At 41.2% G+C, this 17,001-nt stretch carries 14 protein-coding genes, 2 pseudogenes and 1 other annotated feature; of the genes and pseudogenes, 9 read left to right on the top strand and 7 right to left on the bottom strand.

Annotation, left to right across the window (positions count from 1 at the left end):
• Positions 1-3: 3 nt before the first annotated feature.
• From PL11_RS06245 to PL11_RS10505, 4 genes and pseudogenes are all read right to left on the bottom strand, one after another.
• Positions 4-882 carry a branched-chain amino acid ABC transporter permease gene (locus PL11_RS06245; protein ID WP_035168093.1) on the bottom strand — a complete coding sequence of 293 codons (879 nt, stop codon included), beginning with the start codon at positions 880-882 and terminating at the stop codon, positions 4-6.
• A gap of 38 nt (positions 883-920) precedes the next feature.
• Positions 921-2,114, bottom strand: a complete 1,194-nt coding sequence (locus PL11_RS06240; RefSeq protein WP_035168092.1) for an ABC transporter substrate-binding protein — start codon at positions 2,112-2,114, stop codon at positions 921-923.
• Positions 2,115-2,556: 442 nt separating this feature from the next.
• The gene (locus tag PL11_RS10265) at positions 2,557-3,273 is read right to left on the bottom strand and encodes a M24 family metallopeptidase (RefSeq protein ID WP_335621935.1); all 717 of its coding nucleotides are present in this window, start codon (positions 3,271-3,273) and stop codon (positions 2,557-2,559) included.
• Positions 3,253-3,630 (bottom strand): annotated as a pseudogene (locus PL11_RS10505) (aminopeptidase P family N-terminal domain-containing protein); the annotation flags it as partial. The gene PL11_RS10265 and the pseudogene PL11_RS10505, both read right to left, overlap by 21 nt.
• Before the next feature lie 239 nt (positions 3,631-3,869).
• Positions 3,870-4,124, top strand: a binding site (T-box leader).
• A gap of 62 nt (positions 4,125-4,186) precedes the next feature.
• Between PL11_RS10505 and asnA the strand changes: the two are divergent.
• From asnA to PL11_RS06215, 4 genes are all read left to right on the top strand, one after another.
• A complete protein-coding gene (gene asnA / locus PL11_RS06225) occupies positions 4,187-5,194 on the top strand; it encodes an aspartate--ammonia ligase (protein WP_035168090.1) in 1,008 nt (335 codons plus the stop codon).
• An 11-nt stretch (positions 5,195-5,205) separates the two neighbouring features.
• Positions 5,206-6,501 carry an asparagine--tRNA ligase gene (gene asnS / locus PL11_RS06220; RefSeq protein ID WP_035168088.1) on the top strand — a complete coding sequence of 432 codons (1,296 nt, stop codon included), beginning with the start codon at positions 5,206-5,208 and terminating at the stop codon, positions 6,499-6,501.
• A 93-nt stretch (positions 6,502-6,594) separates the two neighbouring features.
• Positions 6,595-6,720: a hypothetical protein gene (locus tag PL11_RS10455; protein ID WP_257787902.1), complete on the top strand. Its 126-nt coding sequence runs from the start codon at positions 6,595-6,597 to the stop codon at positions 6,718-6,720.
• A gap of 117 nt (positions 6,721-6,837) precedes the next feature.
• On the top strand, positions 6,838-8,589 hold the full coding sequence (locus tag PL11_RS06215; RefSeq protein ID WP_035168086.1) for a phosphatase PAP2 family protein: 1,752 nt from the start codon (positions 6,838-6,840) through the stop codon (positions 8,587-8,589).
• Between the two features lie 106 nt (positions 8,590-8,695).
• Here PL11_RS06215 and PL11_RS06210 read toward each other — a convergent pair whose 3' ends face one another.
• Together PL11_RS06210 and PL11_RS06205 are read right to left on the bottom strand one after the other, a co-directional pair.
• Positions 8,696-9,241: a DUF4352 domain-containing protein gene (locus PL11_RS06210; RefSeq protein ID WP_035168084.1), complete on the bottom strand. Its 546-nt coding sequence runs from the start codon at positions 9,239-9,241 to the stop codon at positions 8,696-8,698.
• A 170-nt stretch (positions 9,242-9,411) separates the two neighbouring features.
• The gene (locus PL11_RS06205; protein ID WP_035168083.1) at positions 9,412-11,946 is read right to left on the bottom strand and encodes a M1 family metallopeptidase; all 2,535 of its coding nucleotides are present in this window, start codon (positions 11,944-11,946) and stop codon (positions 9,412-9,414) included.
• 205 nt (positions 11,947-12,151) lie between these two features.
• On the opposite strand from PL11_RS06205, the gene PL11_RS06200 reads away from it, so the two are divergent.
• From PL11_RS06200 to PL11_RS06185, 4 genes are all read left to right on the top strand, one after another.
• Positions 12,152-12,541 (top strand): HIT family protein, encoded by a 390-nt coding sequence (locus PL11_RS06200; RefSeq protein ID WP_035168081.1) that lies wholly within the window; start codon positions 12,152-12,154, stop codon positions 12,539-12,541.
• Between the two features lie 66 nt (positions 12,542-12,607).
• A complete protein-coding gene (locus tag PL11_RS06195; protein ID WP_035168079.1) occupies positions 12,608-12,868 on the top strand; it encodes a hypothetical protein in 261 nt (86 codons plus the stop codon).
• A 119-nt stretch (positions 12,869-12,987) separates the two neighbouring features.
• On the top strand, positions 12,988-13,839 hold the full coding sequence (locus tag PL11_RS06190) for a DegV family protein (RefSeq protein ID WP_035168077.1): 852 nt from the start codon (positions 12,988-12,990) through the stop codon (positions 13,837-13,839).
• Positions 13,840-13,851: 12 nt separating this feature from the next.
• The gene (locus PL11_RS06185) at positions 13,852-14,355 is read left to right on the top strand and encodes a DUF1836 domain-containing protein (RefSeq protein WP_035168074.1); all 504 of its coding nucleotides are present in this window, start codon (positions 13,852-13,854) and stop codon (positions 14,353-14,355) included.
• Between the two features lie 48 nt (positions 14,356-14,403).
• Here the strand turns inward: PL11_RS06185 and mmuM are convergent.
• Positions 14,404-15,354 (bottom strand): annotated as a pseudogene (gene mmuM / locus PL11_RS06180) (homocysteine S-methyltransferase).
• A 156-nt stretch (positions 15,355-15,510) separates the two neighbouring features.
• Here mmuM and PL11_RS06175 point away from each other — a divergent pair.
• Positions 15,511-16,854: an amino acid permease gene (locus PL11_RS06175; RefSeq protein WP_418287670.1), complete on the top strand. Its 1,344-nt coding sequence runs from the start codon at positions 15,511-15,513 to the stop codon at positions 16,852-16,854.
• Positions 16,855-17,001: the final 147 nt, after the last annotated feature.

Genomic DNA, 17,001 nt, shown 5'->3' with positions numbered 1-17,001 from the left:
CACCTACACTTTTTCCTTGACGTTCTTACCAAAAATCCCGGCTGGGAGTACCAACAAAATAATGATCAATACACCGTAAACAACGGCATCTTTATACGCTGACAGCCCAATCGACTGGAACAAAGTTTCCAAAATTCCAATCAAGAAACCACCAACTGATGCCCCTGGGACTGAACCGATTCCACCAAGAACAGCGGCGACAAACGCTTTGATTCCTGGTGTCATTCCCATCAATGGGTCGGTTGAGTTGTAATACAAGCCAATCAGTACACCAGCAGCACCAGCCAGTGCTGAACCTAGTGCAAAGGTGAATGAAATTGTCCGGTTAATGTTGATTCCCACCATTTCAGCTGCATCCGCATCGACTGACACAGCTCGCATTGCTTTACCCATCTTGGTTTTCTTGATAATCAACTGCAACAAAATCATTAGGATGCAGGCAGTGACCAGAATCAAAATTTGGATGTTTGAAATCAAGACACCCCCGATATCATAGTTGTGCTGTGAAATAATTTGGGGAAAGTCCCTAGTGTTTGAAGAAAATAGGTATGACATCCCATTTTCAAGGAGGAACGATACCCCAATCGCCGTGATTAGGGCGGTGATTCTTGGTGCATGGCGTAGTGGTCGGTATGCAAAGTACTCAATCACAACCCCACTTACAGCACCAACTACCATCGAGCTTAGCAACGCCTCAATAAAGCTGAAGTGCCAAGCATTGATCACGTAGTAGCCCCAAAAGGCTCCTAACATATAAATATCACCGTGGGCAAAGTTGATCAGTTTGATAATGCCATAAACCATCGTATAACCGAGGGCTAGTAGTGCATAAATGCTGCCGAGTGACAGTCCGTTAATTACTTGTTGAAAAAATGTCTGCACTGTTCTCTCCTCCTTTAAATCTCATCATGATGGCTTACTTATTTAACTTGGTAAGTCTTCGAAACCTTGCCGTTAGTCAATTGTTCAATGGCAATTGGCTTTTCTGGATCGTGATGTTTGTTAACGGTGATACTACCAGTAACACACTTGAAGTTCTTAATTTTGCTCAATCCCTCGGCAATCTTAGTTGAGTCTGCTGACTTCTCGTTTTCGATTGCTTGCTTGATCATGTAGATTGAATCGTAGGCAAGAGCTGAGAATGTTGGTGCTTCTGCGTGGTACTTCTTTTCGTAAGCTGCCATGAATTTCTTAGCAACTGGGTTGCTTGTAGACGCCTTAGTTGAAAATGGCGTGGTGTAGAAAACGTTATGAGCATTCTTGTTACCAGCAATCTGTGCCAACTTAGGATCAGCCATTCCATCAGTACCAACGATTGGAACGTTCATTCCTGCTTGACGAGCTTGTTTAACGATCAAACCAACTTCGGTGTAGTAACCAGGAACGTAAATTGCATCCATCTTCTTGTGCTTGAATGATGTCAAAATTGCATTGAAATCTTTATCGCCTTCTGTATATGCTTGGCTATCAACAATGGTTCCCTTAAATGACTTCTTGAATGCTTTAGCAAGTCCAGTTCCATAATCTGTTGAGTTATCATAAAGAACCGCAACCCGTTTAGCCTTCAAAGTGTCTGAGATGAACTTAGCTCCGGTGCCCCCCTGGAAGTTATTTTGGTAACATGCTCTAAATACATATGGTTGAACCTGGCCATTCTTTTGCAACGTAAAGTTTGGATCAGTTGCTGAAGGACTAATTGCGGGAACTGCTGCCTTAGTGATGTTAGGAATCTGGGCCGTTCCAGCGTTTGTTGTTGCAGTACCGACAATTGCGTTTACCTTGTCATTATTAACAAATTGAGCTGCAACTGATGCAGATGTGGTGGTTGAAGTCTTGTTATCTTTAACCTTCAAATCGATCTTTTTCTTCTTACCGTTAACATCGATTCCACCTTGTTTGTTAATTTCATCAACGGCCATCTTAATTCCTTGTTTCATCTGGTTACCATAACCACCGGCAGCCCCTGAAAGCTCCATGTTTTCACCAATTTTAATTGTGTTACCTGTTTGCGGATTACCCTTGCTACTTGTTTTTGCCGTACTACATCCTGCAAAAATCACCGCGATAAATGCCATTGAAATTATATACGCAATCTTCTTATATGTGCTCTTCATAAAAATCTCCCACTTTCTGTTGTTTAAGTATTAATTTTAGTAGCCCGGTTTTCCCCTCCTCACGATTTTGGGCAAGAAAAAAACCTCATTCTTTAACGAATGAGGTTTTGGATATTCTCCAGCAAGCCCTCATCATTAAAGATGCAAAATAAGGGCTCAACTGGTTGATTGTTATGGAATCCTAAGATTCCATAATCAAAGTCGGGTCCTTCATCTTTAATAATAAGGCTAAATCTTGAACTGTTGAGATTACCGTCAGCCGGCTAATAATTGAAGTTTGAATATTAATCTTTTGCATGTCGATAACCTCCTGTTCAATAGATTTTTAATGGATGACTCGAAGTATAGAAAACTTTTAATTAAATGTCAACGTTTCTCATAAAACTTTTTTGTTTTTAATTTAAGCAACTTGCTCGAAACCAATCTCCACGAGACTTTTAAGCTATAAAATAATCAAATCTCTCGGAGCGTCAGTTAAAATTTCGTTACCACTCTCCGTTACTAATAGATCATCTTCAATTCTCACGCCACCAATTTCAGGCAGGTACACCCCAGGCTCTGCAGTAACAATATTGCCCGGAGTCAAAATTTCATCAACATATCGGGCACCTAAATTAGGGCCTTCATGAATCTCTAAGCCGATTCCATGACCACTACCATGGTTGTAATAATCGCCAAATCCTTTTTCGGTTATATAATCTCGGCCAGCCTTATCAACTTCTTGCCCGTTAGCACCTGACTTGATTGCAGTAAACATGTTTGCTTGTGCCTGCTTGACAACTGCATAAACTTCACGCATCTTCTCACCAGGATCTCCGACCGCAAATGTTCTGGTAACATCCGAAGTATAACCTTCATAGAAGTAACCAAAGTCCACAGTAACCATATCCCCGTCTGCAATCCGTTTTTCCGTCGCGGAACCATGTGGAAGTGCTGACCGATAGCCACTCGCAACGATTGTGTCAAAACTAGGTTTGGTAGCCCCATGGACAAGCATCCAATTGTTTAACCAATTGGAAACTTCCCGTTCAGTTTGACCAACCTGGACAAACTCTAACAGGGCTTTAAACCCGTTAGCCGCTAACTCAGTAGATTTTTTAAGAATGGCAATTTCTTGTTCATCTTTGACTTCCCTTAATTTTTGAATGGTTCCTGACAACGGACGCAAACCATTACCAAACAGTTCTTTAAGAGTAGCATATGTTTGATAACTAACGGTGTCTTCAAAGCCAACGTATTTAAGTCCTAATTCAGAAATTACACTCTTGGCTTCGCCATAGTAATCTCTGGTGATTCTTAGACTAATGGCGGAATTTAACTGTTGTTTCAAGTCTTCTTCATACCGAGCATCAGTGATCAACGTTGCCTGCTATTCTGAGACGACCAGGCAGCCATCACCCTCTAACTCGTCATAATCAGATAGGTATTGAACATTGTATTGATCAGTTACGATTAAGCAATCAATTTTTAAACTATGTAATTGCGACTGCAAGTGCTTAATTCTGACTAATGTCATTAGAAGTTCTCCAATCTTTTATGTGATTAACATTCAGTTTAGCACTTACACAAATAAAAAAATGCCGAATTTTCAACTTTTTTACACACCCTACAAAATCCTTTTGTAACAGGGGTTTATCTTCCAAAAACGATTCAAAAAAACACTCAAATTTAATTCATCAGCAAAAACTTTTTGAATTTTAATGCTTTACAACCAAAAATTACTGTGCTAAATTTTAACTTGTCAATTCGAAACATTAAAAAACGCAAAGAAAGACGAGTAAGTTATTTCAAACTTGCAGTGAGTCGGGGATAGTGGAAAACCGATAAGATCTTGAAATATCTGAAAAACACTTTCTAGTTTCTGTCTGAACCAGTCAGCAATGACTCAAGTAGGAGCAGACGTAAAACCGGAACGTTACCCTCGGTGGAGCATGTTAGTGCTCTTATTGAGGTGGCCTATTTTTTCTGTAGGCAACTTGGGTGGTACCGCGAAAGTCTTTCGTCCCTTGACATGGGGACGAAAGGCTTTTTTTGTTCCCAAAAAAATAAAAAATTTGAAGGAGCAACAACTTATGCAATTAATTATTCCAAAGGATTACGATCCTAAATTACCAGTTAAGACAACTCAAGAAGCTATCCGTTACATCAGAGAAACTTTCCAAGACGAATTTGGTAAGGAAATGAACCTTTCTCGTTTATCTGCTCCAATGTTCGTTAAGCACTCAACTGGATTGAACGATAACCTGAACGGTGTGGAAACTCCAGTTTCATTTACTATGAAAGAACTTCCTGGTGAAACCATTGAAGTTGTTCACTCACTTGCTAAGTGGAAACGTTGGGCACTGAAGCGATTTAACTTCGACATGCACACTGGTTTATACACTAACATGAACGCCATCCGTAAGGACGAAGACTTAGACAACATTCACTCAATCTACGTTGACCAATGGGACTGGGAAAAAGTTATCAAGAAGGAAGAACGTAACGAAGAAACACTAAAAGCTACCGTTCGCCAAATCTTTAAAGTTATCAAGCATATGGAACACGAAGTTTGGTACAAGTACCCAGAAGCTGTTTACCACTTACCAGACGAAATTCACTTCGTAACCACCCAAGAACTTGAAGACCGCTATCCTGATCTAGATCGTCAAGCTCGTGAAGATGCCATTTGTAAAGAGCTTGGCTGTGTCTTCCTAATGAAGATTGGTGGCCCAATGAAGAATGGCAAGAAGCATGATGGCCGCGCCCCTGACTACGATGACTGGGATTTAAACGGTGACATCTTGTTCTGGTATGAACCTCTTCAACGCTCACTTGAAGTTTCAAGTATGGGTATTCGTGTAAGTCCAGAATCAATGGCCAAACAACTTAAAATGGCTGGTGCAGAAGATCGACTTTCATTGCCATACCATAAAACATTGATGAATGAAGAACTTCCCTATACAATTGGTGGAGGAATCGGTCAATCCCGTCTATGTATGTTATTACTTGGTAAGGCTCACGTTGGTGAAGTCCAAGCAAGTATTTGGCCAGATGAAATGATTGAAAAATGTGAAGCTGCTGGCATCCACATTTTATAGGAGGAATTTTTTTGGAAACCATTAGAATCATTGACTCACCGAAACACGTCAATGAAACGGTTAAGATTGGTGTTTGGGTAACTAATAAACGAAGCAGTGGAAAGATTGCCTTTCTACAACTTCGTGATGGCTCTGGATTTTTCCAGGGAGTTGTTTTAAAAAACGGTATCGGTGAAGAAAAGTTCACCGAAGCCAAGGAACTTCGCCAAGAAACAAGTTTATACGTTATTGGTGAAATCCATGAAGATAGTCGTTCACACTTTGGTTACGAAATTCAAATCACTGACTTTGAAGTCGTTGGCGAAAGTGAAGACTACCCAATCACACCTAAGGAACACGGAATCGACTTTCTGTTAGACCATCGTCACCTTTGGTTGCGTTCAACAAGACCAAACGCGATTATGAAAATCAGAAACGAAGTTCTCCACGCTGCTAACGAATTCTTCTATAAAGAAGGATTTACCAAATTTGACGCCCCAATCCTTACAGGATCAGCTCCTGAAGGAACCACTGAACTATTCGAAACTGACTACTTTGGCAAAAATGCCTACCTCTCACAAACTGGTCAGCTTTACGGTGAAGCTGGTGCCATGGCTCTTGGTAAAATTTATACCTTAGGCCCAACATTTAGAGCTGAAAAGTCAAAGACTCGTCGTCACCTTACTGAATTTTGGCAACTTGAACCAGAAATGGCTTGGTATCACCAAGATGAAAGTTTGGAACTCCAAGAACGCATGGTAGCTTACCTCGTTCAAGCAGTTATCGACAACTGTCAATCAGAATTAAAGATATTAGATCGTGATGTTGAGGTACTAAAGAAATACACTCAACTACCTTACCCCCGCATTTCCTATGATGACGCTATCAAGCTGCTCCAAGAAAACGGCTTCGACGTTAAATGGGGAATCGACTTCGGTTCACCTGAAGAAACTTTCTTGGCAAACCACTTTGACAAGCCAGTCTTCGTTATGAACTATCCTAAGGACATCAAAGCATTCTACATGCAACCACACCCTACTAGAGATGATCTAGTAGTATGTGCGGATCTACTTGCACCTGAAGGTTATGGTGAAATTATTGGTGGGTCAGAACGTTCATCCGACTACGATTACATTTTGGGTCGCTTGAAGGAAACTGGTCAAGACTTGAGCAATTATGAATGGTACTTAGATCTGCTTAGATACGGTGCCGTTCCTCACTCAGGTTTCGGAATGGGACTTGAACGATTCTTAACTTGGATCACCCTTCAAGACCACTTGCGCGAAGTAATTCCGTTCCCAAGAATGCTAAACAGATTGAATCCATAAACATTTAGAACCTCTCAGCGGTTATACTAGATTGCTGAAAGGTTCTTTTTTTATGTATACTTAACCCAAAATCAACCCTAAAGGAGATTCAATATGTCTAAAAAAACAAATACTGCATCTTCAGTACTAAACATCGTCAGTGGCGCATTCATCGCCATCGGCGGTGCGGTTATGCTAGCTTCTGGAATTGTTCAGGCAAGTAACCGTAGCGAAAAATAACACCTTTACATTATTTTTACGTAAGTACCACTGCATATTTACATTGGCTTGGTATCTTTATCCCATAGCAAGGAATTAGCAACGTCCAGCTAAATATATATTTGGGGTGAGAGATTCATGATCAATCATTCGTTTACTCATAAAGCACTATTATTTGCGTCTGCACTATCACTAAGCGCATTGGCAGCAATTAATCTAGAAACTAGTAGTAAGGCTGCAAGTAACTCAGAAAATACCCAACCAGTCAGCGCTAGTTATGGTAGTTATGTTGATCACTATCAAGATAATCAAAAGCAAAATAATCAGCCCGACACCAACCCGGCAATCGCAATCTTTAACAACACCTTCTCAAAGTATTGGTCTGCTGCGAACGGTGGCACCGAACTTAATCCAGCTCTATTAAAGGAAAATTTGGACAAATCAATTGAGATTACCAACAACCGAACCCAATCCGAGACTGTCCGCTCTTACCTGACAGATCGTCGTGATCTCAGATACAATCTAATTTCGGGACTGGGACCTTTCCAAACAGCGTTTATTAAAAATGCAGCAGCCCAAACTGATTTTAATAGTTACCCTGACAGCCCACTTCCGGGCAATTCCCCTTACAGCTCAATGACTTGGGCAAGTGAGACTTCTAAACTAGGAGACCTTGTTAAACTGGTCGATACTGCTGAAAATTCTAGCTGGTCAAGCACTGGTACGCCCAAAGCGTACTTCCAATTCGTTCGACCATATAGAAAGAGTACCCAAGTATCTGTTAACCCCGCACTGAAAAACGTGATGGCCGACGCTAAGCAAACTGACTTTGACTTTCCATCAGGACACACCACCGGAGCCTTTGAAACTGGAATTACGTTGGCTTACGCAGTCCCTCAACGATTCCAACAACTAATTACTCGTTCTTCAGAAGTCGGCTATGATCGCGTCTTAGCAGGCCGCCATTCCCCACTTGCCGTAATGGGTGGCCGTGTTCTGGGAACCGCCATCACGGCAAGCGTTTTAAACGATCCAGCTAACCAAGACCTAATCAAAAAGGCAACTACTGAAGCTCAGTCAAAAGATTTAGCTGGTGATCCAGATAAATCGGTTAAAGATGAGTTCAGCAATTACCAACAAAACTTAAAGGATTACAATTATCGCTTAACTTACGGGTTTGCCCCAATTGGTGATACCAATAAACCAATGGTGGTTCCCAAGGGAGCTGAAGTCCTACTAAAGACTCGCCTACCATTCCTGTCAGACCAGCAACGCCGAGAAGTGCTTGCCACTACAGGACTACCTTCGGGATACCCAATGGGCGATGATACTGAAGGCTGGGGTCGTCTTAACCTGTTTGAAGCCGCCAATGGATACGGTAAGTTTAACGATACCACCACGATTAACATGGACGCCGCTAAAGGTGGCTTCAACGCTAAGGATACCTTCTTAAACAACATTGGCGGGACTGGTTCATTAGTGAAAACGGGAACTGGGTCGCTCAGTCTCGCTGGGGACAACAGTTATTCCGGTGGCACCACGGTCAAGGACGGAACCCTTCAAGCAGCTAATCGCCAAGCACTAGGTACAGGTAGCGTTCGTTTGAGTGGTGGAACCTTATTAGCCAACACTAAAAAATTGGTCGTAAATGGTACTTATAGTCAAGGCAATTCTGGAACCCTGTCAGAATCTGGTAGCAATACAATCACAATCAGTAAGGCTGCAAAATTAAACGGTAAATTGCGAGTTACCGGAAAACAACTGAAAGCAAATCACTACTTAATTAAAGCACAAAAAATCTCTGGTAAGTTTGACCACGTTTCAATTGCCGGTGGTAAGCACTGGACAATTGACTACACAAAACATGGTGTGAAAGTTGTTAAACGTTAGAGTGACAGAGAAATAATTAAATGCACGAGAAGATCAATGCCTGACACTGGGTCCATCGAAAAAAAGTCGTTATAATTTCAATGAAATTATAACGACCTTTTTTCTTTTATCCCAGATTAATTTTCTCAACCTTTGTCCCAATATCAGCAGGCTTGAAATGTAGCGATAAGTCGCCACTTCCCCGCCTAACTTCGCCAACTAGATTTCCCGTCACCATTTCCTGGGGTGCGAGAGTTCCAAACTGAAGTGAGTCATGAACATAATTTTTATCCATCAACGTCCTGCCTACTTGGCAATCATCGTTACCATCACAGAATTTAAAATCAAGATTGGTGTAATGCTGATCAACTTTAGAATTATTTTTAATCGTAACGTTGCAAATGACGAATTCGTGCCCAGCTTGTGGCTTGTCCAATGCTGAACCACGGTACCGTTCCACTTGGTTTACCGTGATTTGATAACCATCCTTAGTCACCAGCTGATGAGGTCCCTGGCTGTTTTGAGACTTAGTGGTTGTTGGAACAACTGCAGAAGCCTTATCGACCTCTTCGTGGCTAAATAGTGTGCCAAGTCCAATCATCAGTACCACCAATAAACTGGCTAACAGAGTAATTCGGGTTAGTTTTTGAGTTTTTTTCTTGTAATCCGCCATAAGCAAATCCCCTTGCTGTAAATAGGTATAAGTATGGTTACTATGAAACCATATTTTGGGGTAAAAGGAAAAAATGAAGTCTGCAAATAAGGAGGGCAATATTCTCAACTAAGAGAATATTGTCCTCCTTATTTTGTTATTTATTACTCTTTAAGCCTGATGAATAATACTTACTTAACTGCATCTTTGACTGCTGCATTCACAGCTGTCTTTTCATCTTCGACCAACTTAACTCGAGTTTCAATAATTCTGATATCCATTTCAATTTCCCGAGTTAATCCTGGAGTGTTGAGTTTAGGTTCAAAGAACTCTTTAAACTCAGCTAACCGTTCTGGAGTCCGGAACACTCTTGAAGTAACGGTGATAAATGATGAGAATTCCATATCCCCACCGACTGTATCTTCAAGCCATTGCCAGTCATTTCTAATCCAATCCCAGGCAGCTTGTTGACCATCGTTGTTTGCAAGAACACCGAAGTACCAACCACGCAAGTCTTGTGGTTTGATTGTTCCAGCATCTTCAAATTTAGCAACGATTTTTTTGATTTGTTCTTGATCAGTGGTGCTGGTTAGCGCTGCACGGATGTCAGCTTTAAAACTAGCGTCAGAAGTTTGTACATAAGTGTGTAGAAGTTCTTCAAATAGTGCATCACTACCGAAATTCTTAACTTCATTTCTTAAAACAAATACTCGCGTATCTGCAGCCAATGATTCAAGGCGGTCATGATTGTCTTCAAACAACTTGTGAGCTGCTGCAATTGAATCCGCACTCTTAGCGTACAGTGAGGCGCTTAAAACGTATGGCCTGGTTAACTGGTCATCATTACTCTCGCCGGCCTGTGGTTGCCATCCAAGGCGCTCTACTTGGCTCTCACTCAACTTATCATACAATTTACGTAAAGTCTCTTCTTCAGCGGAATCCGGAGTTAAAAATTTCCGAAGGTCACCCGCAATTTGATACAAAATTGCGTTAACAATATTTGATTTACTATCCGCAAAGTTAGCCAACAATGGCACAATCTTTGCATATGAAATTCGCCGACCCTCAGCTAACAAACGAAGATCCTGTAACACTTGCAACTGATCGATTGGGTCAAGTTCAGTCGCGGTTGCCAAAATATCATCCAGTAAAGTTTGATCATAGTTGACAATAAAGTGAGAATTGTTGCCAATATTGACACGGAATGGTTTCCCATTTTGCTTTCTCAACTCAGCGTAGTTTCCTAAATTAATTGTCCTCTCCCCAAAAATTTCCGGAGCTTCTGCGTAATTACTATTTAAAGGCACTTGCCATTGACGGCCAGCATATTTGCCTTCACCAATGAAGAATTGGTTTTGAGTTAGCATCAAATCCCCATTTTGAACTAGAGCATCAACAACTGGGTAACCCGGTTGTTCGAGCCACGAATTCATGATTTTACCAACGTTAAGTCCCGAAGCATCCCCCAAAGCTGACCACAAATCTTCCCCACGGGCGTTACCATACTTGTGGGCTGCAAAGTAGTTCTTTAGTCCCTCTCTAAGTGCGTCATCACCGAGTAAAGCCCGAACCATTACCAGCATTCTGGCACCCTTGGCATAAACAATTGCTGGATCAAATAAAGCATCGATTTCAGCTGGGTTGTTAACCTGAACGTGAACTGGTTGAACTCCGTCAGTAGCATCACGTTGCAATGCCATTGGTGCATCTGAAGTTTGGAATAATTCCCAAATGTGCCAATCTGGTTCAATGGCATCAATTGAAACGTATTCCATCATGTTAGCAAAACTTTCGTTTAACCAGAGATCATCCCACCACTTCATAGTTACGAGGTCTCCGAACCATTGGTGAGCCAGCTCATGGGCGATAACTGTGGCAACCACTTGTTTAGTATCCAAAGCAGTATTGTCAGGGTCTAGGAGCAAGTACGCCTCACGGTAAGTTACTAGTCCCCAGTTCTCCATTGCACCAGCAGAGAAATCAGGTAAAGCCAATTGCCATGAATGTGGAAGCGGATATGGCGTCTGGTAGAAATCTTCATAGAATTCGATTGACCGTTTTGCAATATCTAAAGCAAAGTCTAGTTCGTTTGCTTTATGTGCCTTAGTGCCAAACGCTCCGACCTTAACGCCACTCTTTGTGGTAGTTGTCTTGCTTTGAAGGTCACCAAATGCAAACGCAATTAGGTAAGTTGACATTCTGACAGTGGTATCAAAGTAGTGAACACCGGCTTCTTCCTTAACTTCAGGCATGTTAGCAAGAATCGTTTCACCAGGTTGTTCATCGTACTTGATTGCTAGGTCAAACGTAGCCTTAGCTTCCGGCTCATCAACTGATGGGAAAGCCTGTCTAGCAAATGTGGTTTCGAATTGAGTTCCGATGATTTGCTTCTTTTCACCATTTACTTCGTAATATGAAGGGTAAATTCCCATCATGCTATCAGTTAATTTCGCACTGTATGTGATAGTTACCTTAACGTCACCCTTGTGGCCAATTTCAACGTAAAAAGCATCATTATCATCATCTTTGGTAAAGTTAGCGCTGTTGCCGTCAACCTCAACCTTCTCAATGTTTAAAAACTTCTGGTGAATGGAAATTTTTTCTGTTTTAGCATCACCTGTAATTGTGGTCTTACCACTGAACTGTTTTTTGTCTCGGTTGATGTCTAAATAAATATCGTAATGTTCTGGTTGGAATGTCTCATAAAAATGGGTTATTTCAGTCATGAGTATCTCCTTAGATTTATTAGAATTACACTAATTATAACAACAAATCCCCGAAAATATTTACTTTCGCACAAATTATTAGTTTGGTGATAACCGCATCCAATCCTGAATAGCTGGCAAGCAAACAATCCGGTCGTGGCCGCAACTGCAGACGTAACTTGCAGTTTATCTTATAATTAGAAGAAAAAGATTGGAGTAAAGTGCCATGAAACAGGCTAACTGTATTTTCTGTCAACGAATTGGTATCCCAATCGTACTTGAGAACGACCTAGCAGTGGCCTTCTGGGATATTCATCCCGTTCGTAAGGGACACTTATTGGTTGTGTTGAAGGAACATAAGCAAGACTATTTTCAGTTGGACAAGCCTGAATTGTTAGCTATGGATGACTTAGTGCGTCAAGGCAAAGTTTTAATCGATAGCAAATATGCTCCTGATGGCTACAACATCGGTATCAACGTTGGTGAGTATGCTGGGCAAACCGTTATGCACTGCCACTTTCACCTAATTCCTAGATATAAAGGTGATGTTAAACACCCCGCGGGTGGCATTCGTAACATGCTACCTCGAGCTGCCAGATTTTTAAAACGAAAATAATTTAAGGTTGGCTTAAACATTAACGAGTATTCTGTTAGTAATCAAAAGATGAAAGCAGGTGTTTTGATGTCAGTACTATTAGATGACAAAGAAATGTCTAAAAATATCACGGCGGGTCAAGTAACTAAAGTTTTCTACCCATTTGTGATTGTAAAAACAGAAGAAGGCAAGACCTTAAAAATCAACCTTTCCAAAAAAGAAAAAACTGACTCCCTATTCTGGGAAGTGATGCACCGAATTCTCGAAGCTAAAGTTTGGATTCCAATTGGTCGCCATTACCACCAAATCCTTGATGGTGGTTGGGAAGCAACTGCTGATCCTGTTTAACAATAAACGCTCCCATTTTTAATGGGTGGCGTTTTTGTTTATGTGCTTAACTATTGACCAAAGACAAATGTAGTTTACAATATTACTTAGTAAACAAAGTAGGTTTAAGGAGAATTCTAATGCAACCAAAAATTGGATTACTAGTCGATTCTGCTTTTGATATTCCCGCAGAAATCGCTGCAAACACAAACGTCGATATTGTTCCACTCATTGTTACAGTCAATGGTGAGGAGTACCTAGATCGCGAAACCATTGATACTAATGAGGTTTATAGGTTCATGGATAAAGATGTAATTCCCAAAACCGCGAGTCCAACCATTGAATTGGTCATTAAATCAATTGAGCGACTAAAATCCAGAGGTTTTACTGAGATTGTTGCCGTAACAATTTCAGGTGGTCTTTCAGTTACTAACCAAGTATTTAAACAAGCTGCAGAACAGTATTCTGACCTTAAAATTTCCGTGATTGATACTAAAAACATTGGAATCGGAAGTGGCCTGATCGCAACATACGCTGAGGATTTGATTCTTGAAGGTGTCGGTTTTGAGGATATAGTTAAGCGGGTAAACCACTCAGTTGCGAATAGTCGAGTTTATTTTTACGTACCTACCCTTAAGTTTCTCCGCCTAGGTGGCCGAATTGGCCGAGTTGCTGGATTAGTTGGTTCGGCACTAAAAATCAAACCAATTATTTCTTGTAATGAAGATGGAATCTACTACCCAATCGCTAAGGCGCGCTCAGAATCTAAGGCCATCTCTAAACTTATAGATCTAGCAGTTGAGCATTCAAAAACCGCCGCTCATGCGCGCGTTGCTGTTGTCCAAGGAAATGATGATGCCTTGATGAAAAAAGTAACTGCCATGATGCAAGAAAAGTTGCCTAAACAAAACATATACAATGGTGATGTTTCGCCTGCTCTCGGAGTTCATACCGGTTCAGGGTTGATTGGGATTGCCGTTCAAATCGATTAGTAGATTAAGGAAGTGAGCAGACTGGTAAGCCACGTTCCACTCAGACTACCACTTTGGGACGAGTTGCCAACGGAAAGTTTGCGAATGAAACAACTGCTTGAAATTACCAATCAATACGTTGAACCGATTATTGACGATACGTTGACTCAAACAATGATGCATAACTATTTCAAAGCAGATGTTCTCCCCGCCCCTGTTGGCAAGTTCTATGAACAAAAAGACGTTGCCGGAGCAATCGTAGTTGACCTTTTAAAAAACAACTTTTCTTTAAATGAAATTAAGTATGCCCTTCACTGGGTGCTTAGAGAATTTTCGCCAAAGGAAGGTTATGACAACTTCGTTAATATGTTCAACGAACAAGCTAAACAAGAACCGTTTTCACCTAAATCTTTGACCAGTATTGATTTAAAATCAGCCACAGAAGTTACCAAAATGCAGTACGCTGGTCTCCACTCAATATTGTATTGGTATTATTCCAAGAAGATGTTAGAAAAGGATTGGAAGAAGAAAAAATGATGCACACAAAAAAGCCTGCACTCCGAAGGCTTTTTTTCTTTAACCCATTTATCCATACACCCCATCTGCAACCTGCTTCATATCCGCAGGGGTCGTTCTGCAACAACCGCCGATTAAGTTTGCCCCAGCAGCTAACCATTTCGGCGTTAGGTCTGCAAAGGTATCTGCATTCGGATTAGCTGTCCAGGTCTTGGTTTTCGGATCATAAATGTCCCCATTATTTGGATACACAATTATTGGTTTACTAGTGTTAGCAGCAACCGTCTTGACTGTGGCCTCAATTTTATCCATTGAAGTACAGTTAACGCCAATTGCACTAATTTGAGAATTGTCCTCAAAATATTTAACCGCATCAGCCAAAGTTGTTCAATCGCATAAATGCTCAGAATCTTTGATGCTAAAAGAGAGCCAGGCGGTCAATTCTGGAAATTCATCCCTGAGTAAATCCGCTAATGCCTTACTCTCTTCAAAATTAGGCTGGGTTTCAAATGCAAAAACGTCCACTCCAGCTCCAGCCATTAATTCCATGCGTTTCCTATGAAAATCCTGATACTCCTTTTTAGTTAACTGATAGTCGCCAGTGTACTCACTGCCATCTGCTAAAAAGGCTCCGTAAGGGCCCACGCTGCCTGCCACAAGTGGATTGGCAACTCGTTGATTTCTTTCATCTGGAGTTAGTTGTTGATAAAATTCATCCTTAGCTTCCACCGCCAATTTAACAGCTTCGGTAATCAAACCTTCACTTTGTTGCTCGGTGAACCCCGCTTTTCTAAAGCCTTCAGCGTTAGCTTGATATGTATCAGTAGTTGCCACGTCCCCACCAGCTTCTAGGTAGCTTTTATGGACTGCTTTAATCGCCTCAGGGTTATTGATTAAGGCAGTTGCTGACCAAAGACTACTGTTAGTGTCTACCCCATACTTTTCTAGTTCAGTGGCCATTGCCCCATCGATCACCATCGCCTGTCTATCAGCTAAATTTTCTTTGATTAAGTCTTTCATCATTTACCTCCACTAAATTTTAGGTTGTAACTTTTGGTTTTTTAGTGCATTCTGTTAGTTATCGGATTCTAATCATTTTATCTTAAAATGAGAAAAAAGCAATCGTATGGAGGTAATCTTTTGACTGAAAAGCCACACGTCGCCCTTGAGCGCAAGATGGAATCTCGCCATCTTTTAATGATTTCTTTAGGTGGGGTGATTGGTACCGGACTCTTTTTAAGTTCTGGATACACAATTCACGAAGCCGGTCCCATTGGGACAATTTTAGCCTACGCAGTGGGAGCTGTTATCGTATACCTAGTCATGTTATGTCTAGGTGAACTTTCAGTCGCCATGCCGCAGACCGGATCATTTCACGTGTACGCTGATAAATATATCGGTCCTGGAACAGGATTTACTGTCGCAATTCTTTATTGGCTGACTTGGACCGTTGCCCTAGGTTCAGAATTTACTGCGGCTGGACTGATCATGCATACCTGGTTTCCAAACTCACCAACGTGGATTTGGAGTCTGTTATTTATGATTGTTATTTTTACGTCTAACGCTTTGTCAGTTAGATTCTTTGCTGAAACTGAATTTTGGTTTTCAAGCATTAAAGTTATCGCCATCATCGCATTCATTGTTCTTGGTGCCTTAGCAATCTTTGGCGTTTTGCCAATCAAAGGATACACGCACGCCCCACTTTTCCATAATTTGTTTAGAGACGGGATGTTTCCAAACGGCGTAAAGGGTGTTTTTACAACTATGCTGACTGTAAACTTTGCGTTTTCTGGAACTGAACTAATTGGGATTACCGCTGGAGAAACCAAAGATCCCGAGAAAAACATTCCTAAGGCGATTCACACTACCCTTCTCCGGTTGATAATTTTCTTCATCGGTAGCATAACCGTCATGGCGGCACTGGTTCCCTGGCAAAAGGCTGGAGTTAACCAAAGCCCATTTGTTTTGGTGTTCAATAGTATTGAGCTTCCATTTGCCGGAGACCTTATGAACTTTGTGGTCCTAACAGCCATTTTATCGGCTGCGAACTCTGGGTTATACGCATCAACAAGAATGTTGTGGTCACTCGCTCACGAAGGGATGATCCCAATGAAATATGCCAAAACAAATTCCCGTGGGGTGCCAATGATCGCTCTGGTGCTAAGTATGCTTGGTGGTGTACTCGCCCTGATTTCAAGTGTTGTTGCTGCTTCAACTGTCTATTTAGTCCTCGTGTCGATTTCGGGGTTGGCTGTAGTTATTGTCTGGATGGCAATTGCATATTCTCAAATCAATTTCAGAAAACAATGGCTGAAGTCGGGCCACTCTGTTAGTGAGTTGAAATTCAAAACACCATGGTATCCAGTTGTTCCTTGGGCAGCATTCATCCTTAGTTTTCTATCCTGTGTTCTGATTGTATTTGACCCAACTCAAAGGCCAGCGTTGTTCTACATGATTCCATTTATCGCGGCATGTTATGCGGTGTACTATGGGAAGAAGATGCTGAAAAAGCGAAGTTAATTGTTTTAATTTCAAGAAAATTTATTATTAGAATTATTTAGAAAAAATTCTATTCTAAAAACAAATTAACCTTCATAAAAAAGCCTCGGAAATTATTTCCGAGGATTTTGCGTTTACTAGGAACTATTCCCAGACTACCTTCCACAC

The organism is Lentilactobacillus curieae (assembly GCF_000785105.2).
Classification (GTDB): Bacteria; Bacillota; Bacilli; order Lactobacillales; family Lactobacillaceae; genus Lentilactobacillus; species Lentilactobacillus curieae.
The sequence above is the reverse complement of the archived record's forward strand: the minus strand, read 5'-3'. Positions and strand labels throughout refer to the sequence as shown.

Coding starts and splice junctions, on each gene's coding strand:
- PL11_RS06175 (WP_418287670.1), top strand. CDS start 15,511: ATGGAATCTCGCCATCTTTTAATGATTTCTTTAGGTGGGGTGATTGGT.
- PL11_RS06215 (WP_035168086.1), top strand. CDS start 6,838: ATGATCAATCATTCGTTTACTCATAAAGCACTATTATTTGCGTCTGCA.
- asnA (WP_035168090.1), top strand. CDS start 4,187: ATGCAATTAATTATTCCAAAGGATTACGATCCTAAATTACCAGTTAAG.
- PL11_RS06190 (WP_035168077.1), top strand. CDS start 12,988: ATGCAACCAAAAATTGGATTACTAGTCGATTCTGCTTTTGATATTCCC.
- PL11_RS06195 (WP_035168079.1), top strand. CDS start 12,608: ATGTCAGTACTATTAGATGACAAAGAAATGTCTAAAAATATCACGGCG.
- PL11_RS10455 (WP_257787902.1), top strand. CDS start 6,595: ATGTCTAAAAAAACAAATACTGCATCTTCAGTACTAAACATCGTCAGT.
- PL11_RS06200 (WP_035168081.1), top strand. CDS start 12,152: ATGAAACAGGCTAACTGTATTTTCTGTCAACGAATTGGTATCCCAATC.
- PL11_RS06240 (WP_035168092.1), bottom strand. CDS start 2,114: ATGAAGAGCACATATAAGAAGATTGCGTATATAATTTCAATGGCATTT.
- PL11_RS06210 (WP_035168084.1), bottom strand. CDS start 9,241: ATGGCGGATTACAAGAAAAAAACTCAAAAACTAACCCGAATTACTCTG.
- PL11_RS06205 (WP_035168083.1), bottom strand. CDS start 11,946: ATGACTGAAATAACCCATTTTTATGAGACATTCCAACCAGAACATTAC.